At 61.6% G+C, this 24,945-nt stretch carries 18 protein-coding genes; 10 read left to right on the top strand and 8 right to left on the bottom strand.

The annotated features are described in order from the left end of the window. Positions 1-70: 70 nt before the first annotated feature. Complete coding sequence (locus tag FX984_RS00570) at positions 71-1,276, bottom strand: multidrug effflux MFS transporter (protein ID WP_092359409.1); 1,206 nt, start codon at positions 1,274-1,276, stop codon at positions 71-73. A gap of 100 nt (positions 1,277-1,376) precedes the next feature. Between FX984_RS00570 and FX984_RS00565 the strand changes: the two genes are divergently transcribed. The 4 genes from FX984_RS00565 to FX984_RS00550 all read left to right on the top strand — a co-directional run bounded on the left by FX984_RS00565 (position 1,377) and on the right by FX984_RS00550 (position 10,718). Continuing rightward, the gene (locus FX984_RS00565; protein ID WP_027607938.1) at positions 1,377-2,483 is read left to right on the top strand and encodes an efflux RND transporter periplasmic adaptor subunit; all 1,107 of its coding nucleotides are present in this window, start codon (positions 1,377-1,379) and stop codon (positions 2,481-2,483) included. Positions 2,484-2,485: 2 nt separating this feature from the next. Continuing rightward, on the top strand, positions 2,486-5,569 hold the full coding sequence (locus tag FX984_RS00560; RefSeq protein WP_146476489.1) for an efflux RND transporter permease subunit: 3,084 nt from the start codon (positions 2,486-2,488) through the stop codon (positions 5,567-5,569). Positions 5,570-5,679: 110 nt separating this feature from the next. After that, on the top strand, positions 5,680-10,401 hold the full coding sequence (locus tag FX984_RS00555) for an RHS repeat-associated core domain-containing protein (protein WP_154905223.1): 4,722 nt from the start codon (positions 5,680-5,682) through the stop codon (positions 10,399-10,401). Further along, positions 10,398-10,718, top strand: coding sequence for a contact-dependent growth inhibition system immunity protein (locus FX984_RS00550; RefSeq protein ID WP_146478387.1), 321 nt, complete (start codon positions 10,398-10,400; stop codon positions 10,716-10,718). Before FX984_RS00555 ends, FX984_RS00550 begins: the two co-directional genes overlap by 4 nt. A 126-nt stretch (positions 10,719-10,844) precedes the next feature. Here the strand turns inward: FX984_RS00550 and FX984_RS00545 are convergent, their stop codons facing one another. The 3 genes from FX984_RS00545 to FX984_RS00535 all read right to left on the bottom strand — a co-directional run bounded on the left by FX984_RS00545 (position 10,845) and on the right by FX984_RS00535 (position 13,897). Continuing rightward, positions 10,845-12,074 carry a M20/M25/M40 family metallo-hydrolase gene (locus FX984_RS00545; RefSeq protein WP_027608111.1) on the bottom strand — a complete coding sequence of 410 codons (1,230 nt, stop codon included), beginning with the start codon at positions 12,072-12,074 and terminating at the stop codon, positions 10,845-10,847. Positions 12,075-12,120: 46 nt separating this feature from the next. Beyond that, positions 12,121-13,179 (bottom strand): diguanylate cyclase, encoded by a 1,059-nt coding sequence (locus FX984_RS00540; RefSeq protein ID WP_027608110.1) that lies wholly within the window; start codon positions 13,177-13,179, stop codon positions 12,121-12,123. Positions 13,180-13,264: 85 nt separating this feature from the next. After that, positions 13,265-13,897, bottom strand: a complete 633-nt coding sequence (locus FX984_RS00535) for a LysE family translocator (protein WP_027608109.1) — start codon at positions 13,895-13,897, stop codon at positions 13,265-13,267. Between the two features lie 124 nt (positions 13,898-14,021). On the opposite strand from FX984_RS00535, the gene FX984_RS00530 reads away from it, so the two are divergent. Next, positions 14,022-15,446 (top strand): aminotransferase-like domain-containing protein, encoded by a 1,425-nt coding sequence (locus tag FX984_RS00530; protein ID WP_027608108.1) that lies wholly within the window; start codon positions 14,022-14,024, stop codon positions 15,444-15,446. 90 nt (positions 15,447-15,536) lie between these two features. Here FX984_RS00530 and FX984_RS00525 read toward each other — a convergent pair whose 3' ends face one another. Further along, on the bottom strand, positions 15,537-16,007 hold the full coding sequence (locus FX984_RS00525) for a GNAT family N-acetyltransferase (protein WP_027608107.1): 471 nt from the start codon (positions 16,005-16,007) through the stop codon (positions 15,537-15,539). Between the two features lie 271 nt (positions 16,008-16,278). On the opposite strand from FX984_RS00525, the gene FX984_RS00520 reads away from it, so the two are divergent. Next, complete coding sequence (locus FX984_RS00520; RefSeq protein WP_046067981.1) at positions 16,279-17,529, top strand: ribonucleotide-diphosphate reductase subunit beta; 1,251 nt, start codon at positions 16,279-16,281, stop codon at positions 17,527-17,529. 45 nt (positions 17,530-17,574) lie between these two features. Here the strand turns inward: FX984_RS00520 and FX984_RS00515 are convergent, their stop codons facing one another. Then, positions 17,575-17,874, bottom strand: coding sequence for a putative quinol monooxygenase (locus tag FX984_RS00515; RefSeq protein WP_098479661.1), 300 nt, complete (start codon positions 17,872-17,874; stop codon positions 17,575-17,577). A 194-nt stretch (positions 17,875-18,068) separates the two neighbouring features. On the opposite strand from FX984_RS00515, the gene FX984_RS00510 reads away from it, so the two are divergent. After that, positions 18,069-18,557: a DUF1289 domain-containing protein gene (locus FX984_RS00510; RefSeq protein WP_027606365.1), complete on the top strand. Its 489-nt coding sequence runs from the start codon at positions 18,069-18,071 to the stop codon at positions 18,555-18,557. A gap of 24 nt (positions 18,558-18,581) precedes the next feature. Here FX984_RS00510 and mdeB read toward each other — a convergent pair whose 3' ends face one another. Further along, positions 18,582-21,260 carry an alpha-ketoglutarate dehydrogenase gene (gene mdeB / locus FX984_RS00505; protein ID WP_154905222.1) on the bottom strand — a complete coding sequence of 893 codons (2,679 nt, stop codon included), beginning with the start codon at positions 21,258-21,260 and terminating at the stop codon, positions 18,582-18,584. Between the two features lie 190 nt (positions 21,261-21,450). Here mdeB and FX984_RS00500 point away from each other — a divergent pair, with 190 nt between their 5' ends. The 3 genes from FX984_RS00500 to FX984_RS00490 all read left to right on the top strand — a co-directional run bounded on the left by FX984_RS00500 (position 21,451) and on the right by FX984_RS00490 (position 24,139). Then, entirely contained in the window at positions 21,451-22,377 is a 927-nt protein-coding gene (locus FX984_RS00500; protein WP_108574316.1) for a class I SAM-dependent methyltransferase, read from the top strand. A gap of 148 nt (positions 22,378-22,525) precedes the next feature. Further along, complete coding sequence (pcsA, locus tag FX984_RS00495) at positions 22,526-23,242, top strand: phosphatidylcholine synthase (protein WP_027606368.1); 717 nt, start codon at positions 22,526-22,528, stop codon at positions 23,240-23,242. 117 nt (positions 23,243-23,359) lie between these two features. Then, positions 23,360-24,139 (top strand): TSUP family transporter, encoded by a 780-nt coding sequence (locus tag FX984_RS00490; protein WP_146477968.1) that lies wholly within the window; start codon positions 23,360-23,362, stop codon positions 24,137-24,139. Here the strand turns inward: FX984_RS00490 and nudC are convergent. Then, entirely contained in the window at positions 24,107-24,940 is an 834-nt protein-coding gene (nudC, locus tag FX984_RS00485) for an NAD(+) diphosphatase (RefSeq protein WP_027606370.1), read from the bottom strand. The genes FX984_RS00490 and nudC overlap by 33 nt on opposite strands. Positions 24,941-24,945: the final 5 nt, after the last annotated feature.

Genomic DNA, 24,945 nt, shown 5'->3' with positions numbered 1-24,945 from the left:
ACCTTCGGATTAGACTCAAAAGAGAATCGTAATCATCCAGCCCCGAATAACTTGGACAAAGTGTGACAACTCAAGCCGCCGCGACCTCCGCGGTACGGCGCTCACGCAACAGATGGAAGGCCACGAAGGCCGTCACGGCAAAACACGCCTGGATCACGATCATCGGTGTGGCACTGCCGTCGCGCAGATGGCTCAGTAACAGGCCGCTGCAGGTCGCGCCGAACATCTGCGCAAAGCCCATCAAGCCCGCCGCCAAACCGGCGCGGTGAGCGTTGGGCATGACCCCTCCGGTCACCGACCCGGGCAATACCAGGCCGCCGCCGAGGGTCGCCAGCGCAATGGGAATATCCAGGCCCAGTACCGACAGGCCAAACAGCGCATAAATCACCAGTGCGGCAATCCCGCCCATGGCCACCAGCGTCACGCCCATCGCCACAATCCGTTGCGGCCCCAGGCGCTGGATGTTGCGTCGGGTGTAGGTGGAACCGATGATCAGCATCGACACGATCAGGCCAAAATTGATGCCGTACTCCAGGCTGCTCAAGCCCAGCAGATTGATATACACCGCCGAGGAACCGGCGATCACCGCGAACATGGCGCCATAGGTACACGCCAGCGCCACGGCGAACGCGCGGTACGGGCGGCCCTTGAGCAGGTCCAGGTATTGCCCGCCGAGGGTGCGCCAGTGGCCGGCCTTGGGGTCGAGGAAGTGGTTGCTCTCGCGGAAGAACAGCAGCGCCAGCAGCAACACCCCACTGCCAATCGCCAGTGCCAGCAGGATCGGCGCACGCCAGCCCAGCAGCTTGATCAGCAGGCCGCCGACCATCGGTGCGACGACGATGGCGTACAGCATGCCGATCATGGTCAGCGCCAGCGCCGGCCCCGCCTGGGCCTTCCACACGTCACGCACCACGGTGCGCGCCAGTACCAGCGCAGCGCAGGCGCCGAGGCCTTGTACGACGCGAGCGGCGATAAATTGCTGGATGTCATTGACCAGCAGCATCGACAAGGTCGCCAGCACATACAGCAGCAGCCCGCCGATCAGCACCGGACGGCGGCCGATACGGTCCGACAGCGGGCCGAACAGCAGTTGCCCCAGGCCAAAGGCGGCGACAAACGCCGACAGTGCCATCAACGCCGAACCCGGTGGCGCCAACAGGGCATGCTCGATCAGACCCAAGCCTGGAATGATCAATTGGGTCGAGACTTCACCCAGCGCCGTCAAGGCCACCAGTAAAAACAACAAGCTTCGCGATGGGGCCGGGGCGTTCGACATGGGGATTATCCGGGGCTGGTTTTATTTATATTTCGACCATAATATGCGTAAAAAATTATGTCCATAATTTTTTGCCCACTGGTCATCCCCGGAGCCCGACATGATCCCTCTCCCCTCGCGCCTTCTCACGCCCCTGGCCGTGTTGATCGTCCTCAGCGGCTGCAACAGCCAGGCCGACACCACCGCCCAAGCGCCGCAACCACGCCCGGTACTCGCCGCCAAGGTCGACGCCGCCGGCACTCAGCAAAGCGCCTATACCGGCGTGGTGGCTGCACGTACGGAAAGCGACCTGGGCTTCCGGGTCGGCGGCAAGGTCATCGAACGCAAGGTCGACCCCGGCCAGCATGTCTCCCGTGGCGACACCCTGCTGGTGCTGGACATCGGCGACTTCGAGCTCGCCCTGCGTTCGGCGAAAAACCGCGTCAACGCCGCCCAGGCCCAGCTGCGTCAGCGCCGCGACGATGAAAACCGCTACCAGCGCCTGTCCAGTACCGGTGCGGTGTCACGGCAGATCTTCGACCAGTCGGCCACCAACCTGCGCGTGGCCGAGGCCGAGTTGGCCGCGGCGCAATCCGACGCCAGCCAGATCGAGAACCGCCGCACTTATTCGGTGCTCAAGGCCGATGGCGACGGCATCATCACCGACGTGCGGGTGGACCGCGGCCAAGTGGTCGCCGAAGGGCAAGTCGTCGCGCGCCTGGCCCATGACGGCGCCCGCGAAGCCATCGTCAACCTGCCGGAAAACCAGCGCGACCAGGCCGCGCAAAAAGCCCTGGCCTTCCCCTTCGGCGCCCCGGACCAGGCGGTGACGGCGACCTTGCGCGAACTGTCGGCCAGCGCCGATCCCACCACCCGCACCTACCGCGCCCGTTATGTGCTGCACGGTAACGTCGAGCGCTTCGCCCTCGGCTCGACCATCACCGTGCGCCTGCAAGGCGACGGCCAGGCACAACAAACCCGCGTACCGATCGGCGCCTTGCACGATGCAGGGCAAGGCACCGGTGTGTGGTTGATCGGCGCGGATGACAAGGTCAGCTTCGCCGCCGTCAAGGTCGCCAGCCTCGGCCAGGAAGACGCCCTGCTCGACAGCGGCGTGAACCCCGGCCAGGTCGTCGTCGCCCTCGGTGCGCACCTGTTGCACAGCGGCGACGCGGTGCGCCTGTTGCCCGCCCAGGTACTGGCCCTCAACCGCAAACAGGACCAATGAGCATGCGCGGCATCAACCTCTCGGAACTGGCGGTCAAGCACCGCGCAGTCACGCTGTTTTTGATCATTGCGATCCTCGCCGCCGGGATCTTCTCGTTCGGCAAACTGGGGCGCGCCGAAGACCCGTCGTTTACCGTCAAGGTCATGACCATTACCGCCGCCTGGCCCGGCGCCACTGCCCAGGAGATGCAGGAGCAGGTGGCCGACCGCCTGGAGAAGCGCCTGCAGGAACTGGACTACTACGACCGCGTCGAGACCATCGCCCAGCCGGGCTTTGTGTCGATGCGCATGACCTACAAGGAGTCCACGCGCCCCAGCGAAATCCAGGAGCTGTTCTACCAGACGCGCAAAAAACTCAGCGATGAAGCCGCGAGGCTGCCCAGCGGGGTGATCGGGCCGTTCTTCAACGATGAATATTCCGATGTGTACTTCGCCCTGTACGCCCTGGAGGCCGAGCACCTGCCCCATCGGCAACAGGTGCAGATGGCCGAGGCCTTGCGCCAGGGCCTGCTCAACCTGCCGGGGGTGAAGAAGGTCAATATCCTCGGCGAGCAGGCGCAGCGGATTTTTGTCGAGTTCTCCTATGAGCGCCTGGCGACCCTGGGGATCAAGCCGGAGCAGATCTTCGCCGCCCTCGCCGCACAGAACGCCGTGGCCCCGTCAGGTTTTGTCGAAACCGCAGGCGCGCGCGCCTATATCCGTATCGACGGTGCCTTCGACAGCCTGGCGCTGATCGAAAACGTGCCCCTGGAAGTCAACGGTCGCGTGCTGCGCATTGCCGATGTGGCCAGCGTCAGCCGCGGTTATGAAGACCCGCCGAGCTACCGCATCCGTCACCAGGGCGACCCGGCGCTGATGCTCGGCGTGATCATGGAAAAGCACTGGAACGGTCTGGAGCTGGACAAAAGCCTCAAGGCCGAGGAAGCCCGGATCCAGGCGGACCTGCCGTTGGGCGTGAACTTCGCCAAAGTCTCCGACCAGGCGAAAAACATCAGCCTGGCGGTGAATGAATTCATGCTCAAATTCTTCGTCGCCCTGGCGGTGGTGATGATCATCAGCCTGTTGGCCCTGGGCTTTCGCGTCGGCCTGGTGGTGGCGGCGGCGGTGCCGCTGACCTTGTCGGTGGTGTTTGTGATCATGCTGCTCACCGGGCGTGAGTTCGACCGCATTACCCTGGGCGCGCTGATCATTTCCCTGGGCCTGCTGGTGGATGACGCCATCATCGCCATTGAGATGATGGTGGTGAAACTGGAGGAAGGTTTTGACCGGATTCATGCGGCCACCTTCGCCTGGAGTTCCACGGCGGCACCGATGCTTACCGGTACGCTGGTGACGATCATCGGCTTTCTGCCGGTGGGGTTTGCACGGTCCGGTGCGGGGGAATACGCCGGCAATATCTTCTGGATCGTCGGCTTTGCACTGATCTCGTCCTGGCTGGTGGCGGTGGTGTTCACGCCGTACCTGGGCGTGAAGTTGCTGCCGCAGATCAAACCGGTGCCCGGTGGTCACGACGCGATTTATGCCGGGCGCTATTACCAGAAGCTGCGTGATTTGGTCGAAGCCTGCGTACGCAGACGGTGGCTGGTGACCGGGTTGGTGATCGCTGCCTTTGTACTGTGCGTACTGGGCATGGCCGTGGTGAAGAAACAGTTCTTCCCCAACTCCGACCGTTCCGAGCTGATTCTTGAGGTGTATATGCCGCCCGGCAGTGCCTTCAAGAGCACCGAGGCGGTGGCGGCGCAGTTGGAAAAGGCACTGCTGCAAGAGCCGCAGACCAGCATGGTCGACACCTATGTGGGCGGTGGTGCACCGCGTTTCTTCCTGTCGCTGAACCCCGAAATGCCGGACCCGGCGTTTGCCAAGTTGATCGTGCAGACGCCGGACTCTCACGCCCGCGACGCCTTGAAGCTGCGCATGCGTGAGCGAATTGCGGCCGGTGAGTTTCCGGCGGCGCGGGTGCGGGTCACCCAACTGCTGTTCGGTCCGCCGGTGCCCTTCCCGGTGGTGTTCCGCGTGTCCGGCCCGAATGTGGAGGTGCTGCGCGGGGTGTCCGAGGACGTGCGCAAGGTCGTTGCCGCCAACACGCTGACCAAGGACGCCTTTCTCGATTGGGGCGAGCGCACCAGTGGTTATCGCCTGGTGCTGGATCAAGACCGCCTGCGCCTGCTGGGCTTTACCCCCAACGAGGTCAAATCCCAGCTCAACGCCTTGCTCAGCGGCAACCCGATCACCGAAGTGCGTGAGGGCAACCGCACCGTGTCCGTGGTCGCCCGGGCCCAGGGCAACCAGCGCGAGAACCTCGGCAACCTCAACAACATGACCCTGACCAACAGCGCCGGCACGTCGGTGCCCCTGGCCCAGGTCGGGCAGTTCCAGGCGGTGATGGAAGAACCGATCCTCAAGCGCCGCAACCGCGCGAGCACCGTGGAAGTGCGCGCCGACATCATCGACGGCGTGCAACCGCCCGACGTGGAAATGGCCGTGTACAAAGACCTGCAACCGCTGATCGCCCGGCTGCCGGCCGGTTACCGGATCGACATCGGCGGCCCGGTGGAAGAAAGCGCCAAGGCCAACGTGGCGCTGGCGGCGCTGTTCCCGATCATGATCCTGCTGACCCTCACGGTGATCATGTTCCAGGTGCGTTCCTTCGGCGTGATGTTCATGGTCTTCGCCACCGCGCCGCTGGGCTTGATTGGTGCGGTGCCGACCTTGCTGCTGTTCAACCAGCCGTTCGGGTTCAACGCGATCCTGGGCTTGATCGGGATCGGCGGGATCCTGATGCGCAACACGTTGATCTTTACCGACCAGATCCGCCAGAACCAGGAACATGGCATGGCGATCCACGCGGCGATTGTCGAGGCCACGGTGCGGCGCGCGCGGCCGGTGATATTGACCGCGCTGGCGGCGGCGCTGGCGTTTATTCCGCTGACGCTGTCGGTGTTCTGGTCGTCCCTGGCATTCGTGCTGATTGGCGGGGTGCTGGTGGGCACGGTGTTGACGCTGTTATTTCTGCCGGCGCTGTGCAGCCTGGTGCTGGGGCGGGAGAAGACAAAAATTGTCGAAACGCCCCACGTAAGCGCCGGATAAGCGCTACTCCCCTGCCCTGAAAACCGCTGCAAAGTCCCTCGCCTGAATACACAGTGCGAGGGATTGCAGATGGTGGTTTTCGTTAAGGCCCCGGTTGACGGGGCTGTTTCATGATCGAGGTGACCCGCCAAGCCATTGGCTACCTGGTGCTGGCCGCCATGGATTCAAAGACGCGGGACGTCGAATCCGTTCTCAGCGACTTCGGGCGCTGCCTCAATACCTACGAGACCTGGGCGGAAAGCTTCTTTAGCTTTTCGGCCCTGGATATCGAACAGGTCTTCAAGGTCGGGGATGACGTGGCGCTCGTCGCGCCGATCAACCGCGCCATCCTTCCCAGCAGCACGACCGCAATGTGCCAGGCAAACGGCACGTTGACCCTGGTGCATATGTTCCAGAGCGCTCGGTTCGTGCCCATTGGCAATACGCCCGTGATGGTGCAACGCATCGATCCAGAGGGCGGTCCCCTGGGCGAGCCGATCCACAAGACCATCGGCCCCAGCGGCATCCTCGAAATCACCGAGTGTGATCGCAACCAACAGTACCGGATCAGCTTCTACCCCAACGTCTCCAAAGACCATTTCAAGGCGCTGTATGCCTCTTATCAGTCGGTTATCGCCCCGCTGGACGCTTGGTTGCGCAGTGAATGGGAGACCATCTTCGAACCGTTGTGGAAGGGTTACGCCGAAGCCAGCCTCCCCAAGCGTTACCTCGCCCTGCATCAAGCCTACGCCCGCGGCTTCGGCGAAGCGCTCTACTCGCTCTGGGACACTGTCAAGCAGCTGTTCCAGTGGCTTGGCGACCCGTTGGCCTATGCCGAACAACTGCTGCACTACCTGTCAGCGGACGAACTTGAAAAGCTGCTGAGCCTCGGCGCCGACACCCTCGCCAAGGGCTTGTTGGTGCTCAGCGACGAGCCGCTGCTGTTCATTTATCTGTCGGCAATGGTCAGCTGGATGCGCCTGTTGCCGCCGCCCTATATGAACGAGTTGCTCGGGGAAATCAGCGCCGACGTATTGATCAACTTGTTGCTGTGCCTCGCCACTGCCGGGATGGGGATGGCGGTTCGAATAAGTACCAACGTGCTGGGCGGCATCAAGTCTCAACGGGCGCGCCGATGGTTGGAGCGCATGGCGGGGCAGTTCGGAAAATCGCCCATGGATGAGCATGTAGAGCTCGCCAGACCGGTTCTGCTGGGTGGCCCTGCGACGTCGATCAAGACCGTACCGGTTGCGCCGTTGAAGGCGGGGGAGCATGTGGTTTCGAACCCGGTGCCGGCGGTTCGTAACAAGACACAGAAGACCGCGTTGGTCAGGCAGGAGCCTGTCGATGATGTGCCGGTTTCAGGGAAGAACCCGAACGGGGATGCGGCGGCCCCTTCGGATAAGACCGTCACCAACGGCTGCCCCGTGTCGATGGTTACCGGGGAGGAATTGCTCACCCTCACCGACGGCACGTTGGATGGAATCTTGCCGTTCGAGTGGACGCGGTTGTACCGCACCAGTGCGGTGGAAGTGGATGGCGGGTTGGGGTTTGGCTGGAGTCATTCGCTGGCGCATCGGCTTGCGGTGTCGGGCGATTCGGTGGTGTGGACGGACCATGAGAATCGCTCGATTGGGTTTCCACTGCCGACTGTTGCTCGACCCGCCATCACCAATAGCCTCGCGGAAGCAGCGATCTATTTGGGCGCGTCGCCGGATGAACTGGTGTTGGCCCAGGCGTCGCGGTTTTATCACTTTCGCGACGGTGTGCTGGTCTCGATCAGTGATGCGTACGACAACCGGCTGCGGATTTCTCGGGATTTTCTGGGGCGGATTGAGCGGCTGGATAACGGTGCGGGGTGTGCGCTGTTCCTGCGCTATGCGTCGGCACGCATCGTCGCGGTGGACTACCAGGTGCAGCGGGCCGAAGGCCGTGGCCCGTATGTCTGGATTACCGAGCAGACCGTCGTTTCCTACGCCTATGACGACGCTGGCCGACTGGTCTCGGCGACCAATGCGGTAGGTGAAAGCGAGGTTTATCGCTACGACGATCAGCACGTCATTCTTGAACGTGGACTGGCCGGTGGGGCGAGTTTCTTTTGGGAATGGGAACGGTCCGGCAAAGCGGCGCGATGTGTCCGGCATTGGGCCAGTTTTTCGCAGATGGATACGCGGTATGCCTGGGGGGACGACGGCCGGGTCACGCTGCATAACGCCGATGGCAGTCAGGAAGTGTACGCCCATGACGACCGGGCGCGACTGGTGCAGCGGATTGATCCGGACGGTGCACAGCATTTCAAATCCTACGATGCCAAAGGCCGGCTGACGGTTGAGCAGGATCCGCTGGGGTCGGTGACGGCGTATCAGTACGACGAAGCCGGACGCTTGGTGGCGTTGTTTCCCGGGGATGATGAGCCGACGTCCTACGAGCATGACAATGGCTTCGTACGGGTTGTAAGGCGGGGTCTGGCAGTCTGGAAGTACGAGCGTAATGACCAGGGCGATGTCATCCGCAAGACCGATCCCGACGGCAATATCACCGACTACAGCTACGACAAATACGGGCAACTGGTTGGGGTTTGGTACCCGGATCACAGTTGTCAGCGGCTGGTGTGGAATGAGCGCGGACAGTTGCTTGAAGAGCAACTGCCAAATGGCGGGATCAAGCGTTATCGCTATGACGATCTTGGCCGGCCGGTGGCCCGCGAGGATGAGCATGGCGCGCTGACCCAGTATCAGTGGGACAGCGTGGGTCGCTTGGTTCGCGTCGTATTACCAGGCGGTGCATGTCGGGAATACAGCTACAACCCCTACGGAAAAATCACCGCCGAACGCGACGAACTGGGCCACGTCATCCGCTACGAATACGCCGACGGGTTGCACCTGATCAGTCGCCGCATCAACGCTGATGGCACTCAGGTCAACTACCGCTACGACAACGTGCGGTTATTGCTGACCGAGATCGAAAACGAGGTCGGCGAGACCTACCGACTTGACTACCACCCCAATGGCCTGATCCTGCAGGAAACCGGGTTTGACGGGCAGCGTACGGCCTACGTCTACGACCTCAATGGCAACCTGCAGGAAAAAACCGAACACGGTGACGATGGCAGTCAGCTCGTTACCCGTTACGAGCGCGATCACGCCGGACGCCTCGTACGAAAAACCCTGCCCGACGCCAGCGTTGTTGAATATGCCTACGACCGCCAGGGCAACCTGCTCAGCGTCGACGACGGCCATTGGGCGCTGGCCTACGAATACGATCAACAAAACCGCCTCACCGCCGAACATCAGGGCTGGGGCACCTTGCGCTACGGCTACGACGCCTGCGGCCAGCTTCAACACCTGCGCCTGCCGGACAACAACCGCCTGGTGTTCAACCACAGCAAAGGCGGCCACCTCGCCACCATCGAATTAAACGGCGCGCTGCTGACGTCTCACCTATTCAAGGCCGGCCAGGAACATCAGCGCCAACAAGGCCAACTCCTCAGCCACTACCACTACGACGACCAACACCGCCTGCACGCCCACGCAATCACCCAGCAACAAGACCACCTCTACCAACGCCAATACGACTACGACAAAACCGGCAACCTCACCCGCCTGCTCGACACCCGCAAAGGCGAACACCACTACCACTACGACCCGCTAGGCCGCCTCACCCGCGCCGACCACTCCCAAGACCTGCAGGAACGCTTCGGCCACACCCCCGCCGGCAACCTGCTCATGCAAGACCGCCCCGGCCCCGACATCGTTGCCGGCAACCGCCTGATGATCCAGGGCGACCGCCACTATGACTACGACGCCTTCGGGAACCTGATCCGTGAACGACGCGGCAAAGGGCATCAACTCGTCACCGAATACCGCTACGACTGCCAGCACCGACTGATCGGCATCACCCAACCCAACGGCCAAACCGCCAGCTATCGCTATGACCCGTTTGGGCGGCGCATCAGCAAAACCGTGGACGGCATAACCACGGAGTTTTTCTGGCAAGGCGACAGGCTGATTGCCGAACACCATGCAGACCGCCATCGCAGCTATCTCTACGAACCCGACAGCTTTCGCCCGCTGGTTTTGTTGGAAGGCTTCGGCCCAAAAGATACCAAGCCCTACCACTACCAACTCGACCACCTCGGCACGCCGCAGGAACTCACCGACCCCGACGGCGACATCGTCTGGTCCGCGCACTACCGCGCCTACGGCCAGATCAGCCGACTCGACAAAGGCACAATCGACAACCCGCTACGTTTTCAGGGTCAGTACTTCGATCAGGAAAGCGGACTGCACTACAACCGCCATCGCTACTACAATCCGGATATTGGGTGTTACCTGACGCCAGATCCGGTGAAGCTGGCGGGTGGGATCAACGCGTACCGGTACGTGCCCAATCCGACGGGGTGGGTGGATCCGTTAGGGTTAAGCTGTAAGATTGGAAATTGCCCGGATTCAAAAAACGATTTAACAAAAAAAGCACCTCCTGGAGTATTAACTACTCACGAGAAGGCTGGAGGACACCTGATTGAAAAACATGTCGGTCGAACAGACGAACAGTTAGCGGCAAGATTTGAATCAGAACCGCACATCCCAGCCTCATCCACCTTCAAAACTCTAGAAGAGGCTGAGGCTATAGTGTCCAAAAGCTTGACTGCACACCAGCAAGAAATAACTACATTTTTAAGTGGAAACAAGGAAAAACTCTTAATTAAAGGCAGCTCAAGTCAACCCGTAGGGGTAAGCATGCTAAATGGAGCAACAAAATCCGTACCTGTTTATAAGTTCCTATTAGTCATAAAACGAGCTCCTAAAATGCCAGATGGCTATCTATTGCTAACAGGATACCCAGAAAAATGAATGAACCATTAACAGAGCTACAACAATTTTTTGGTGCTTACTTTAATCAGGATTGGGCGGAAGATCATTCATCGGCCGATGATGTCATCGATACATTTCTACTGGACTCGCCTGGAGAAATAATCATGACAGTAAAACAGGAAATTTTAGAGCTGATAAATTCGTATACCAATGAGCCAGACCTTCAAGAAAATTTACTGCATATACAGCATTGCTATTACTACTATCCACACCAATGGGCCTCAGGCCCGTTATGGCTAAATCACATAGTTCGAAAGTTTGATGAACACCTACAAAAAAACCAATATTCAACTTAAAAAACAGCCGTATAACGATCTTTGCTATTAATATTTTGGCCTGCTGCGCAGTCCACGCAGGGCAAGCCTGCTCACCACAAGGAATGAAGGCTCAGCCAAATTGAATGGGCGAGCCTCCCAGGCTGATCAGCGTTTACTCAGTTCCATAATCATCCGACTCAGCAAGTAAATCCGCGGTGCCACGCTCTCCACCTCCGCATACTCCTGCGGCGTATGAATATTCCCCCCCACTATCCCAAACCCATCCAACGTCGGCGTCCCTACCCCGGCGGACAAACTGGCATCCGCCGCGCCGCCGCTGCCTTCAATGGTCAACTTTTTACCCAGCTCCCCATAAATCCCCTGGGCAATCGCCACCAGCTTGTCCGACTCCGGCGTCTGCGGCATGGGCGGCAGGCCGCGTTTGAGGGTGGTGGTCACTTCGGTTTCCGGGATCAATTTGTTGGCGGAGACCCGCACCAAGTCCTTCTCGATCCGGTCGAACTCTTCCGGCAATGCCGCACGCACATCGGCCTTGGCGGTGGCTTGGTCGGGGATGACGTTGGTGCGGTCGCCCGCGTTGATCACGGTGAAGTTGATGGTGGTCTTCTTGTCTTCATCGCCGAGTTTGCCCAGTTGCAGAATCTGGTGCGCGGCTTCCATGGCGGCGTTGCGTCCCAGCTCCGGGGCGACGCCGGCGTGGGCGGCTTTGCCTTTGACTTCGACCACGGCGGTGGCACTGCCTTTGCGCCACACCACCAGGCCGTCGGCTGGGCGGCCGGGCTCCAGGTTCAGCGTGACGTCGTGGGCCTTGGCGGTGTTACGGATCAGTTCAGAGGCGATGTCGGAACCGGTTTCTTCGCTGGCATCGAGCAGGAAGGTAATCTGTGCATAGTCCTTGAACCCTTGGTTCTTCAGGACTTTGAGCGCGTAGATGCCGGCGACGATGCCGCCCTTGTCATCCATCACGCCGGGGCCATAGGCGCGGCCATCCTTGATATGAAACGGCCGTTCGGCCGCCGAACCTTCCTTGAACACGGTGTCCATGTGGGCCATCAGCAGGATTTTGGCCTTGCCGTCGCCCTTGAGGGTGGCGATCACATGGCTGCTGTTGGCGGCGGCATCCGGCACCCGTTCAATGGTGAAGCCCAGTTGTTTGAGTTCATCGACGGCGATGTCACTCACCTGGGTCAAGCCTGGCCCGTAGCCGGAGCCCGAATCGATATTCACCAGGCGCTCCAGCAGTTTCAAGGCCGGGGCCTTGTACTGCTCGGCGTCGGCCTGGATCTGTTTGTGGGGTTCGGCGCTGTAGGCCGGGACTGCAAAAGACAAGGCCAACGTGGCGGCCAGGAAAGTACGCGGGAAGGTGAAGGGCATGAACCGATCCTTGTTTTTTGTTGGGGTGCCGCCTCACCCTACCCCACTAGACCGACCGCAACCAAGTGCCTTGCACCGAACTGACCCGGTTGCGCCCGCTGCTCTTGGCTTCATACAGCGCCAGGTCTGCCTCATTGAGCCAACGGGTCGAGTCGGCGTGCCCTGGTTGATACGGCGCCAGGCCGATGCTCAAGCTGGCGCGCAATGACGGGTCCTGGGCGTAGGCCAACGCGTTGAAGCGATCGCGCAACGCATCCATCACTTCGGTGGCGCGGTTGAGCGGCATGCCCGGCAGGATCACGCAGAACTCATCGCCGCCATAGCGCCCGGCCAGGTCAGTGGCGCGCAGGTTCTGGCGCAGCACTTTGCCGAGCTGGCGCAGGACGATGTCGCCGGTGACGTGGCCATAGGTGTCGTTGATAAGCTTGAAATGGTCGATGTCGATCAACGCAATCGCGGCCCCTTGCTGTTCGCGGCAGCAACGTTGGAACTCGATCTCCAGGTGGTCTTTCCACGCGCCATGGTTGAGCAGGCCGGTCAGGCTGTCGGTGCGACTCAGCGCCAGCAGTTCGCGTTTGTGCCGGGCCAGGGTCACCGCCTGGCGGTAACAGATCCAACCCAGCGCCAGCGGGTACACCATCAGAATCGGCAGGCAGGCATAGAGCTGGACCGGGGTGGTCGTGGCGATAAAGGCCGGGGTGAATATCAACAGCGACGTGCCGATGCCCAGCGCCTGCGCCGCCCAGCCCGCCAGCATGAAGCGCGGACCGCCGATGGCGACGTTGTTCATGGTCATCATCGACAGGGTCGTCACACCGGGAAGCGGGTTGAAGTGCATGGCCGCGACCCAGAAACCGCCGCAAAACGAATCGAACAGCAAATTGCGGCGCTCACTGCGCAGCGTATGGGTAGTCCGCAACGAGCGCTGAAAGGCCACGACCGGCCAGACAAAGGCGTTGATCACCATCCAGGCCCACACCCATGGCGCCGGATCCAGCGGGTACATGCCAAACACCACGCACACGAAACCGAGCGTCAGCCCCAAGGTGCGGGATTTATACAAACGGGTAGCGAGCGGAAGTCCTTTTCCTCCGACGGCTGGCATGGAGGGCTGTAATCCTGGATGAATGCCTGGAGTCTATCAGGGCGCCAGCAATTAGCCACCATTGCTCACTCCCCCGCCAAAACATTCAGTGGGAAAAACCGCGGGCCAGCATCAACGCCACCCCCAGCAGCAGCACCGCCGTGATCCGCTGCAATAGCACACGGCGCTGGGGGTTTTCCAGCACGTGCTTGATGCGCTGGCCGAAGTAGCAATACAGGCAACCGCTGGCAAATTGCAGCACCAGAAAGGTCGCCCCGAGGATGGCGATATCCACCGCTGCACGGTGCTCCCCTGCCCCGGCGAACTGTGGGAATACAGCGCTGAACATGATGAGGGTCTTGGGGTTGGAAAAGCCGGTCAGCAGTCCTTTGCCGAACAGGCTGCGCGAGCCCTCCACGGCAGCCGCCTTGCCGATCGACACGCCGCTGCCGGTCCACTGCTTGTAGGCCAGATAGAGAATGTAGGCCACTCCGACCAACTGAATGGTCAGGGTGATGGCGAGATTGCCCTTGATCAGTGCCGAAAAGCCCACGGCAAAGATCAGGATGGAAATCAGGTACGACACACTGGCACCGAGTTGCGCCGGGATCGAACTGCGCAAACCGCTCTTCAAGCCCAGGCTCAACAGCAGCAGGGTCATGGGGCCGGGGCTGAAGGTCATGGTGGCGCAAAACAGCAGGAAGTAGAGAAACGAAGAGAGCGTCAATGCGCTGGTCATGGCCTTGGACCTGAGACGAGAAGGCGTGCAGTTTAGGCAAGCGGCGTTGCATAAGGCAGGTAAAGTCAGGCCTAATCCGGCCGAACTTCACCGGTAAAATCACCGGTAAACACAAGGAAGGTTTATGTTTATACCCGCCATCGCGTTTGTGAACGGCACACCCAAGGTGCAGCAGATCGTCGAGGCGTTCAGCCAGCTCATCGAGACCGGCGAATGGGCACCCGGCAGCAAGTTGCCGTCGGTGCGTGAGTTGACCCAGGCCCTGGGTGTCAGCAAGTTCACCCTCAACGAAGCCCTGGACCGCCTGCGCGGGCGCAACCTGCTCACCTCCAGCCAGGGCCGTGGCTACTTCGTGGCCGTTGACAGGGTGCGCCCGGCCTCGGCGAGCTGGGTCGACCTGCTGCCCCAGGACCTGCTCAGCGTATTGCGCCGCCCCCTCGCCTCAGTCTACGGCGACCTGCGCCCCGGCGGCGGCCACTTGCCAGAAGCGTGGCTGGATAACGAAGCCTTCCGCCAGGCCATGCGCAGCACCGTGCGTGCGCCGTCGCTGCGCATCGCCGCACTGGGCACATCCGCCGGGCTGCTGCCCTTGCGCCAGGCCCTGCAACAGAAGCTGCATGCCGACGGTTTGTCGGTGCCGGTGGAACAAATCATCACCACCCCCAACACCGTGCAGGGCCTGGACATGCTCATGCGCCTGCTCGCCAGGCCCGGCGACACGGTGCTGCTGGACGCACCGTGCTATTTCAACTTTCACGCCAACCTGGCCTTGCACGGGGTCAAGATCGTGACCATCGAGCGGCGCCCCGACGGCTTCGACTTCAGCGTTCTCGAGCAGTTGCTGGCCGAACATCGTCCCAGCCTGTACCTGACCACCAGCGTGCTGCATAACCCCACCGGCCACTCCTTCAGCCCCAGCCAGGCGTTTCGCCTGTTGCAACTGACCCAGCAGTATCACTGCCATATCATCGAAGATGACCTCTACGCCGACCTGCACCCCAACCCGCCGCCGCGCCTGGCCACTGTCGCCGGCCTCGACCAGGTCACCTACCTTTCGGGCTTCTCCAAAGTCCTCAGCGCCAACGCCCGTGTCAGCTATGTGGTGGCCGCACCGCAACTGGCGGCCAACCTTACCCATATGAAGCTGATGAGTGGCGGCGTGACCTCGGAGCTGCTTGAACAGATCGTCTACCGCACGCTCAGCGAAGGCAGCTACACCAAGCATCGCAAGCGCATGGTCCAGCGCCTGATGGAGGCCGGCGGACGTGTCGAACAGTGGCTGCGGCGTTGCGGCTGCGAACTGCCGATGCCCTATGAGGGCGGGATGTTTATCTGGGCGCGTCTGCCACCTGGGGTAAGCGGCGAGCAACTGGCCCAGGATGCGTTGAAACAAGGCATGGTGCTGGCGCCGGGTGCGTTGTTCGGTAATGACCCGGCGCACCGCGACTCGATGCGCTTCAATGTGGCCCACAGTGATGAGCCACGGGTGCAGCAGGTGTTTGCGGCGCTGTTGCAGGCTGCATCCGATGGGGCTCCCCCGCCCCCCTAACATGAGACGGGTTTACTCCCGACGGCCGTGCGCCGGTGAGCTTCTGTGTTACCGAGCCGTCGGGGTCGGCCCCACAGCCCACGCCGGCCACTACTGGAAGGCGCGTTCCATCTTGATGATCTCGATTGAAATCGCACTGTTGCCACGGCTGAAGGTGCCTTCGCCAATCTTGCGAAAACCGAACGCGGCATAGAATTTTTCGGCGGTAAGGGTGGCTTCGAGGTAGGCGCACCTATGGCCGGCAGCCTCGATAAGCAGCAGCGCTTTGGTCAGCAGACGGGCGCCGACGCCCTGCCCGGCCGCATCCCCACGAATGAACAGCTTGCTGACCTCATGCCCGTCCACCTCGACGAAACCTTGCACAGTGTCGGTGTACGCCAGCCAAAGGTTGCCGGCAGCGATGGCTTCGCGGTACGTGTCGGGCGAGCGTCCGTCCAGCCACATGGCAATCTGTTCGGTGCCATAGTCGGCCTTGCACAGGTGTTCGACAGAGTGTCTATGCACCAGGAAGAGGCTTTCAGCGTCGTCCTGGATGGCTGGGCGGATCAGCAGTTTTTTCATTCCCTTGAGATTCCGAGCGAGGCCAATGAACCCACGCTTTATAGCCGAATGAGCGCCGGGGAGCGACCCAGGACCGCACATCTTGTGCGTTGACCATGCCCCCCACACACCATATAGTGTGCCCACAAACAGAACAGACCACTACATAGTGTGCAGTATCGGTAATCACCGACCACACTCTGCGCAGTATTTCAATGCCTGACAGCCTGCAAATCAGATTTTTTTGGACGGGTTCACATGCCGTCAAACCAGAACAGAAGGGAGTATTTCAATGCTGAGTTGGGATGAAGTCGACAACGAGGACACCGGTGCAGCCGTGATCAAGGGCGCCAACGCCGGCCATGCCAGCGAAGCCAACATGGACCGCCTCGACGGTGCCGGCGCCGCTGCCGCCATCGAAGCCCGCGCCGTCACCGCCAGTGACTCCGCCGCCATCGTGCGCGCCAAGGCTGCCCTGGACAAACTCGACGTCGCCGAAGGCCTTGCCGAACTCGAAGGCGCCTCCGCCCGCGTCGCCGTTGACGAAAAGCGCATGATCAACTGCCGCGCCGACCTCAACCAACTCGTGCCCTTCAAGTACGACTGGGCCTGGCAAAAGTACCTCGACGGCTGCGCCAACCACTGGATGCCGCAGGAGGTCAACATGACCGCCGACATCGCCCTGTGGAAAAACCCCGAAGGCCTGACCGACGACGAACGCCGCATCGTCATGCGCAACCTCGGCTTCTTCTCCACTGCGGATTCGTTGGTCGCGAATAACCTGGTCCTGGCCGTGTACCGCCTGATCACCAACCCGGAGTGCCGCCAGTACATCCTGCGCCAGGCCTTCGAAGAAGCGATCCACACCCACGCCTACCAGTACTGCATCGAATCGTTGGCCATGGATGAAGGCGAGATCTTCAACATGTACCACGAGATTCCATCGGTGGCTAAGAAGGCAGCCTGGGGCCTGAAATACACCCGTTCGATCTCCGATCCGAAGTTCGAAACCGGCACCGTCGACACCGACAAGGAACTGCTGCGCAACCTGGTCGCCTACTACTGCGTGCTGGAAGGCATCTTCTTCTACTGCGGCTTCACCCAGATCCTGTCCATGGGCCGCCGCAACAAAATGACCGGCGTGGCCGAGCAGTTCCAGTACATCCTGCGCGATGAGTCGATGCACCTGAACTTCGGTATCGATGTGATCAACCAGATCAAGATCGAAAACCCGCACTTGTGGGATGCCGAGATGAAGGAAGAAGCGACCCAGATGATCCTGCAGGGGACTCAGCTGGAGATTGAATATGCGCGGGATACCATGCCGCGTGGCGTGCTGGGGATGAATGCGGCGATGATGGAGGATTACCTCAAGTTCATCGCTAACCGCCGCCTGTCGCAGATCGGCTTGAAGGAAGAGTATCCGGGGACGACCAACCCGTTCCCATGGATGAGCGAGATCATGGACTTGAAGAAAGAGAAGAATTTCTTTGAGACTCGGGTTATTGAGTATCAGACCGGCGGCGCATTAAGCTGGGATTAACCCCGCAGCCCCATGGACCGTAGCATCACGGTCCATGGGCGGGGTTCAGTCCGAGACCTGCTCCAGAAAGATCAACTGCAAAGGCTCATCGAGCCAGTCATCCGCCGCTGCGGCGAAGCGCTGGAAGTATGGCGTCGCAAAATGCGCATCGAGTGCCGCCTGGTCCTTGAACGCCTCACGCATGTAGAACGTACCGGGTTCGTCCCGCTGCTCGAACAACACATAGTCAAGGTTGCCTGGTTCGGTGCGCGTCGGCTCGATCAGGTTCAACAAGCCTGCTTTAAGGGCCTGTTGCTTGCCGGGTTTGGCCTTGAGTACGGCGAGGGAAACCAGGGGTTTGTGCATGGCAGTGACTCTTTCACGGGGTGGGCTGGTACATCCGGCAAGGGCAGCAACCATCAGGGCGCTTAGCCAATAACCTGAAGCGTTGATCGGGTTTTTCATGCTGGGTGCTCTCAGTGGACTGGGGGCATCGTTGTCCACCTGGCAATAAAGAAACACCGACAAAACCCGCTTACACTTTCTTCAAAGGCTTGAAAATGCCTCACACCATCAAGACCCCCTGCGTCGGCCTGTGCTCCACCGTTTACGGCGACCTGGTCTGCCGGGGCTGCAAGCGTTATCACCATGAAGTGATCCAGTGGAATGGCTACAACGCCGAGGAAAAGCAGGCGGTATGGCTGCGCCTTGAGCAATTGCTGGTGCAGGTGATGGCCAGCAAGCTGGAAGTGTTCGACCCCCAGCGCCTGCGCCAACAACTGGAAGACCGCAAGATTCGCTTTATGCCGCACCAGTCGCCGTATTGCTGGGCGTACCAGCTGATTGCCCGGGGCGCGCGGGTGATTTCCAGGCTGGACGCCTATGGCTTGGCGTTGTTGCCGGAGTTTCGCGAACGCAGCCTGGCGGATTTGCGCGATGCCATTGACCGGGAGTTTTTCCTGCTGTCCGAGGCGCATTACGAGCGGTATATCGCCCCGGGGTTTATACGCGAAGTGTTCGGTCAGCCTCTCATCGCCAGCAGCATGTGACCGTCGTAGCAGCTGCCGAGGGAATCAGCAGGTCCAGGAAGCTGCGCGATCCACCTGCAAGCCATACCGCTCAATCGCCTGCTGGCACACGTGCCGCTCAAGACTGCCCTGCTCCACCAACGCGGTAAGCGCCGCCAGCACGATGTGATGCCGATCCACCTCAAAGAAATCCCGCAGCGCCGCCCGTGTATCACTGCGACCAAACCCGTCGGTGCCGAGCACGGTGTAGCTGGAGTCCAGATAGGACGCAATCATCTGCGGTACTGCGCGTACGTAGTCGGACACGGCAACCACTGGCGCACCTGCCGGCAAGCAGTCATTCAGGTGACTGACGCGCTTGCCGGCCTGCGGATGCAAGCGGTTCCAGCGCTCCACTTCCCGCGCCTCCCGTGCCAGTTCGCTGAAACTGGTCACGCTGTACACCTCGCTCGCCACGAGCCAATCCTCAGCCAGTAACCGCGCGGCGGCCTGGGCTTCACGCAGCAAGGTGCCCGAACCGAGCAGGCGTACCCGGGCGTCAGCGGCGCCTTCCAGGCGATACAGGCCCTTGATGACCGCCGCCTCCACGCCTGCGGGCAGGCTTGGCTGCGGGTAGTTTTCGTTCATCAGGGTCACGTAGTAGAACTCGTCCACATCCTGTTCCAGCATCTGGCGCATGCCGTGGTCGAGGATCACCGCAAATTCCCCGGCAAACGCCGGATCGTAGGCGCGGCAGTTGGGCACGGTGGCGGCGGTGAGATGGCTGCTGCCGTCCTGGTGCTGCAAGCCCTCACCGCCGAGTGTGGTCCGCCCGGCCGTGGCACCGAGCAGGAAGCCACGGGCGCGCTGGTCGGCGGCGGCCCAGATCAGGTCGCCGACGCGCTGGAAGCCGAACATCGAGTAATAGATGTAGAACGGCAGCATGCGCAGGCCATGCACCGAATAGCTGGTGGCCGCCGCGACCCAGGAACTGATGGCACTGGCCTCGCTGATGCCTTCTTCAAGAATCTGCCCGTCGGTGGCTTCGCGGTAGCTGAGGATCGAACCAATGTCTTCCGGCTCATAGCGCTGGCCGACGCTGGAATAGATGCCGATCTGCTTGAACAGGTTGGCCATGCCGAAAGTACGCGCCTCATCCGCCACGATGGGCACGATGCGCGGCCCGAGCGCCTTGTCCTTGAGCAGGTTGGTCAGCATGCGCACGAAGGCCATGGTGGTGGACATTTCCTTGCCGTCGGCCGCCGTGGCGAAACCGGCGTAACCGCTCACGGGCGGGACGTTCACCGGTGCTGCGGCCTTGCTACGGCTGGGCACGTAGCCGCCCAGGGCCGTGCGCCGCTGATGCAGGTAGCGCAATTCGAGGCTGTCATCCGCAGGCTTGAAGAAGCTCAGCGACTCGGCCTGTTCATCGCTCAGCGGCAACTGGAAGCGGTTGCGGAACGCGAGCAGCGCCTCGCGATCGAGCTTCTTCTGCTGGTGAGTGGTCATCTTGCCCTGCCCGGCCTCGCCCATGCCGAAACCCTTTTTGGTCTGGGCCAGGATCACCGTGGGCTTGCCCTTGACCCGGCGCGCTGCGTGATAGGCGGCATGGATCTTGACCATGTCGTGGCCGCCACGCTTGAGCCGGTCGATCTGCTCATCGCTCATGCCCTCGACCAGGCTGGCCAGCGCCGCGCTCTGGCCGAAGAAGTGTTCGCGGTTGTAGGCCCCGTCCTTGGCGGCGAAGGTCTGGAATTGGCCGTCCACGGTGCTCGACAACGTGTTGACCAGGGAGCCGTCGGCGTCCTTGGCGAGCAAGGGGTCCCAGTCCGAACCCCAGACCAACTTGATCACGTTCCAGCCCGCCCCCGCGAACAATGCCTCCAGCTCGTCGATGATCCGCCCGTTGCCACGCACCGGGCCGTCGAGGCGTTGCAGGTTGCAGTTGACCACCCAGGTCAGGTTGTCGAGGCCTTCGCGCGCGGCCAGGGTCAGGGCCGACATGCTTTCCGGCTCGTCCATCTCGCCGTCGCCGAAGACACCCCACACATGGCGCTCGGCGGTGTCCTGCAAGCCGCGATGCTGCAGATAGCGCATGAAGCGCGCCTGGAAAATCGAACTGATGGGGCCAATGCCCATGGAACCGGTGGGGAACTGCCAGAAGTCCGGCATCAACCACGGGTGCGGGTAGCTGCACAGCCCACGCGCCCCGGCCTTGGCGCCACCGAGTTCCTGGCGATAGTGGGCCAGGTCGTCCGCGTTCAAGCGCCCTTCAAGGAAGGCGCGCGCATAAATGCCGGGGGCCGAATGCGGCTGGTAGAACACCAGGTCGCCGCCAAAGTCGTGATTGCGGGCGCGGAAAAAGTGATTGAAACCCACCTCGAACAAATCCGCCGCACTGGCGTAACTGGCAATGTGGCCACCGAGCTCGCCATAGGCCTGGTTGGCCCGCACCACCATGGCCAGGGCGTTCCAGCGTACCAGCGAGGCCAGGCGCTCTTCGGTGGCCAGGTCGCCGGGAAACGCCGGTTGCTGCTCGACGCTGATGCTATTGATGTAGGGCGTGCCGTGGCGGGGTTTCCAGTCGATGTGCGCAGCGCTGGCAGCGCGGGCCAGCAGGTCGAGGATCTGGCGTGCGCGCTCAGGGCCGGCATTGGCTACCAGCGACGCCAGCGCGTCACGCCATTCGTCGAGCTCTGGTTGATCCAGGGCTGTGTGATTCACTGCACTCGCGAAACCGTTCATGGGCACCTCCGGGTTTTTTTCCAGTTTATGTCGGTGCCTGAGGATTTTTTGCCTGTTATCAGGCGCAGCTTGCAGAATTTTGAGCATGAATCACTGCCTATGGGCTTTTTCCCAGCACGTTGTGCTCAAACAACCCGAAACCTCACCAGTGTGTTTAAAATGCCGCCCGCTCAATGACCGACGCTCAACGATGAACCCAGACGCACTCGCTACCCTGCACGCCCACCTGCTCACCGCCCTGGCCAACCCGCCGGCTGAAACCCGGCGCCTGTTCCATGGCCGTGGCCGCTGCTGGCCGGGCCTGGAGCAATTGACCGTGGACTGGCTGCAAGGCGTGGTGCTGGTCGCGCTGTTCAAAGAGCCCGAAGCGCCCCACCTGGAGGGGTTGAAACAGCTGTTGATCGACTTCGACTGGGGCCAATCCGGCGCCCACAGCGTGGCGCTGCAACACCGCTACCTGCCGCAAAGCACCACGGAATGGCTGGTGGGCGCAGCCATCGACGAGCTGACCATCACCGAAGGCGGCCTGCGTTACCTCATCGACCTGGGCAAAAAGCAGAACAGCGGGCTGTTCCTCGACATGCGCTACGGCCGCAACTGGGTGCGCGAACAGGCCAAGGGCCAGCGGGTGCTCAACCTGTTTGCCTACACCTGCGGCTTCTCGGTCGCGGCCATCGAGGGCGGCGCCAGCCACGTGGTGAACCTGGACATGGCCCGTGGCGCCCTGAGCCGCGGCCGCGATAACCACCGCCTGAACGGTCATGACCTGAGCAAGGTCACCTTCCTCGGCCACGACCTGTTCAAATCCTGGGCCAAGGTCACCCACAGCGGCCCCTACGACCTGGTGATCATCGACCCGCCGTCCTTCCAGAAAGGCAGCTTCCTGCTGACCAAGGACTACCAGCGCGTACTGCGTCGCCTGCCGGATTTACTCACGGCCCAGGGCACTGTCCTGGCGTGCATGAACGACCCGGCCTTCGGCGAAGACTTCCTGATCGACGGCGTCACCCGCGAAGCACCGGGCCTGCGCTTTATTGAACGGCTGGAAAACCCGCCGGAATTTCCGGATATCGACACGCAAAGTGGCCTCAAGGCACTGGTGTTTCGCCAGGGCTGATGCCGAAACGTCCTACGCTTGCTACGCTATGTGATGCGCCGGGCGGTGAACCTTATGACCCCCTTCCCGGTCGATACCTGCATTCCCCGGCCAGACTCGACAGCGTCACGTTGTCGGCTGCCCCGTTTCACCTTTTGGAGAACCGCCCGTGATATCGACCCTGCATGTAGCCAGAATCAAAGCCTGGGGCGCCCACGGCTTTACCGCCACCGGTGTGGTATTGGCCTTCCTGGCCACCCTGGCGCTGCTGGAAAACTCCCCCAAGGCCTGCCTGCTCTGGCTGGGCCTGGCCCTGGTGGTAGACGGCGTGGATGGTTCCCTGGCGCGACGGGTGAATGTCAGCACGGTATTGCCCAGCTTTGACGGCTCGGTACTGGACCTGGTGATCGATTACCTCACCTATGTGTTTATTCCGGCCCTGTTTATCTACCGCTATATCGACCTGCCGGACTTTACCCACCTGTTCACGGTGTCGGTGATCCTGGTTTCATCGCTGTTCTGCTTCTGCAACGTGAACATGAAGAGCAAGGACAACTACTTCGTCGGCTTCCCCGCCGCCTGGAACGTGGTGGCCTTGTGCGTATACATCATCCAGCCGGATGCCTGGGTCACCTTGCTGACCGTGATCGGCCTGGCCCTGCTGACCGTGACGCCGATGAAGTTCCTGCACCCGTTCCGGGTCAAGCGCTTCATGCCGATCAATATCGCAGTGACCACCATCTGGTTGCTCTGCAGCTTCTTGATGGTGGTGGATTATCCCAACACCAACCCGTGGACGTTTGGGTTGTGGTCGGTGATGTCCGCGTATTTCCTCGGGATCTGCGTGTGGCGCACGGCGCTGGAGTGGATGGGAACCCACAAATAGCCAGATGAACACTGTTCAACTGTGGGAGAGGGCTTGCTCCCACAGTTGGTTCTGCGCACATCAGGCAGGTAAGATGGCGCCCCTTCGCACAGCGCCCTGCCAACCATAAGCCCTCCCATGCCTTTCGAACTCAGCGTAGACCTCACCACCCTCGCCATTCTCGCCGTCGTGGCCTTTATCGCCGGCTTTATCGACGCCATCGCCGGCGGCGGCGGCCTGCTTACCACCCCGGCGCTGCTCACCGCCGGGATGCCGCCCCACCTGGTACTGGGCACCAACAAGCTCAGCTCCACCTTCGGTTCGGCCACGGCCAGTTTCACCTTCTACCGTCGCAAGCTGTTCCACCCGCGCCAGTGGGTGCATGCGATCGTCGGCACCTTGATCGGTGCGCTGGCCGGTGCGGTGGTTGCCCACTACCTGCCCGCCGAAACCCTCAACAAAATGCTGCCGGTGATCGTATTCGCTTGCGGTGTGTATTTGCTGTTTGGTGGCACGCCCAAGGCGCCACTGGACGCCGACGCACCGATCAAGAAGAAATGGCAAGGCACCCAGGGTTTCGGCCTGGGCTTCTACGACGGCGTGGCCGGCCCCGGTACCGGTGCATTCTGGACCGTGAGCACCCTGCTGTTGCACCCCATCGACCTGGTGAAGGCCAGCGGCGTGGCGCGCAGCATGAACTTCGTCAGCAACGCGGCGGCGCTGTCGGTGTTTATCTTCAACGGCTCGGTGGATTGGATTGTCGGCCTGGCGATGGGCGTGTCGGTGATGTGTGGCGCATTTTTTGGCGCGCGCAGCGCGATCAGCGGCGGCGCCAAATTCATTCGCCCGGTGTTTATCACCGTGGTTCTCGGCCTGACCGTGCGCCTAGCCTGGCAGCACTGGTTCAGCGTGGCCTAGGCGACGGGCCAGGTAGAGGTCGATCAGGTAGCGCGCAATCGAGCGTGACGCCGGCAACGGCGGCAGGTCGTGGATGCTGAACCACTGCGCGTCCTCGATCTCGTCGGCCTGGGGCACGATGTCGCCACCGGCGTACTCGGCATGGAAGCCCAGCATCATCGAATGGGGGAACGGCCAGCACTGGCTGCCCATGTACTGGATGTTCCTGACCTCCACCTGCACTTCTTCGCGCACCTCGCGGATCAGGCAGTCCTCGGCCGACTCACCCGGCTCGGCAAAGCCGGCCAAGGTGCTGTAGACCCCGGTGACAAAACGTGGCGAGCGCGCCAGCAGGATCTCGTCGCCACGGGTCACCAGCACGATCATGCTCGGCGAAATCCGTGGGTAGCTGCGCAGGTCGCAGGCCTGGCAATACATCGCCCGTTCCCGTGGCACCTGGACCATGGCCTGGCCGCAACTGCCGCAGAACCGATGCTCCCGCGCCCAGGTGCCGATCTGCGCGGCGTAGCCCAGCACTTTGTAGAGGGTGTGATCACCTTGCAGCATGAAGCCGCGCAGGCCCTGCCAGCCGCAACCCGGCACTTCGCCCGCCGAGTCGAGTTCCAGCAGGTACACCGGCTCACCGTCGAGGTGGCCGATGCCGTGTTCGGCAAACACCGAAAGCTCCTGGCGCTTGAGCCATTCCCGAGGGAACAGCGGGCCGTTGGCGTCATGCAAAAAGCCCTCGCGGCTGCGGGCGACGGCCCAGCCGCCGGGGGCGTCGTTGTCCAGCAGCGTTGTGGTAATCCAGCCTGGGGTCATGTCAG

The organism is Pseudomonas marginalis, assembly GCF_008692035.1.
GTDB lineage: Bacteria > Pseudomonadota > Gammaproteobacteria > Pseudomonadales > Pseudomonadaceae > Aquipseudomonas > Aquipseudomonas marginalis.
Note: the sequence above shows the minus strand (reverse complement) of the source record. Positions and strands in the feature narration are given on the sequence as shown.

Coding starts and splice junctions, on each gene's coding strand:
- FX984_RS00490 (WP_146477968.1), top strand. CDS start 23,360: ATGCCTTTCGAACTCAGCGTAGACCTCACCACCCTCGCCATTCTCGCC.
- FX984_RS00565 (WP_027607938.1), top strand. CDS start 1,377: ATGATCCCTCTCCCCTCGCGCCTTCTCACGCCCCTGGCCGTGTTGATC.
- FX984_RS00555 (WP_154905223.1), top strand. CDS start 5,680: ATGATCGAGGTGACCCGCCAAGCCATTGGCTACCTGGTGCTGGCCGCC.
- FX984_RS00530 (WP_027608108.1), top strand. CDS start 14,022: ATGTTTATACCCGCCATCGCGTTTGTGAACGGCACACCCAAGGTGCAG.
- FX984_RS00570 (WP_092359409.1), bottom strand. CDS start 1,276: ATGTCGAACGCCCCGGCCCCATCGCGAAGCTTGTTGTTTTTACTGGTG.
- FX984_RS00550 (WP_146478387.1), top strand. CDS start 10,398: ATGAATGAACCATTAACAGAGCTACAACAATTTTTTGGTGCTTACTTT.
- FX984_RS00535 (WP_027608109.1), bottom strand. CDS start 13,897: ATGACCAGCGCATTGACGCTCTCTTCGTTTCTCTACTTCCTGCTGTTT.
- FX984_RS00515 (WP_098479661.1), bottom strand. CDS start 17,874: ATGCACAAACCCCTGGTTTCCCTCGCCGTACTCAAGGCCAAACCCGGC.
- nudC (WP_027606370.1), bottom strand. CDS start 24,940: ATGACCCCAGGCTGGATTACCACAACGCTGCTGGACAACGACGCCCCC.
- FX984_RS00525 (WP_027608107.1), bottom strand. CDS start 16,007: ATGAAAAAACTGCTGATCCGCCCAGCCATCCAGGACGACGCTGAAAGC.
- mdeB (WP_154905222.1), bottom strand. CDS start 21,260: ATGAACGGTTTCGCGAGTGCAGTGAATCACACAGCCCTGGATCAACCA.
- FX984_RS00540 (WP_027608110.1), bottom strand. CDS start 13,179: ATGCCAGCCGTCGGAGGAAAAGGACTTCCGCTCGCTACCCGTTTGTAT.
- FX984_RS00560 (WP_146476489.1), top strand. CDS start 2,486: ATGCGCGGCATCAACCTCTCGGAACTGGCGGTCAAGCACCGCGCAGTC.
- FX984_RS00545 (WP_027608111.1), bottom strand. CDS start 12,074: ATGCCCTTCACCTTCCCGCGTACTTTCCTGGCCGCCACGTTGGCCTTG.
- FX984_RS00520 (WP_046067981.1), top strand. CDS start 16,279: ATGCTGAGTTGGGATGAAGTCGACAACGAGGACACCGGTGCAGCCGTG.
- FX984_RS00510 (WP_027606365.1), top strand. CDS start 18,069: ATGCCTCACACCATCAAGACCCCCTGCGTCGGCCTGTGCTCCACCGTT.
- FX984_RS00500 (WP_108574316.1), top strand. CDS start 21,451: ATGAACCCAGACGCACTCGCTACCCTGCACGCCCACCTGCTCACCGCC.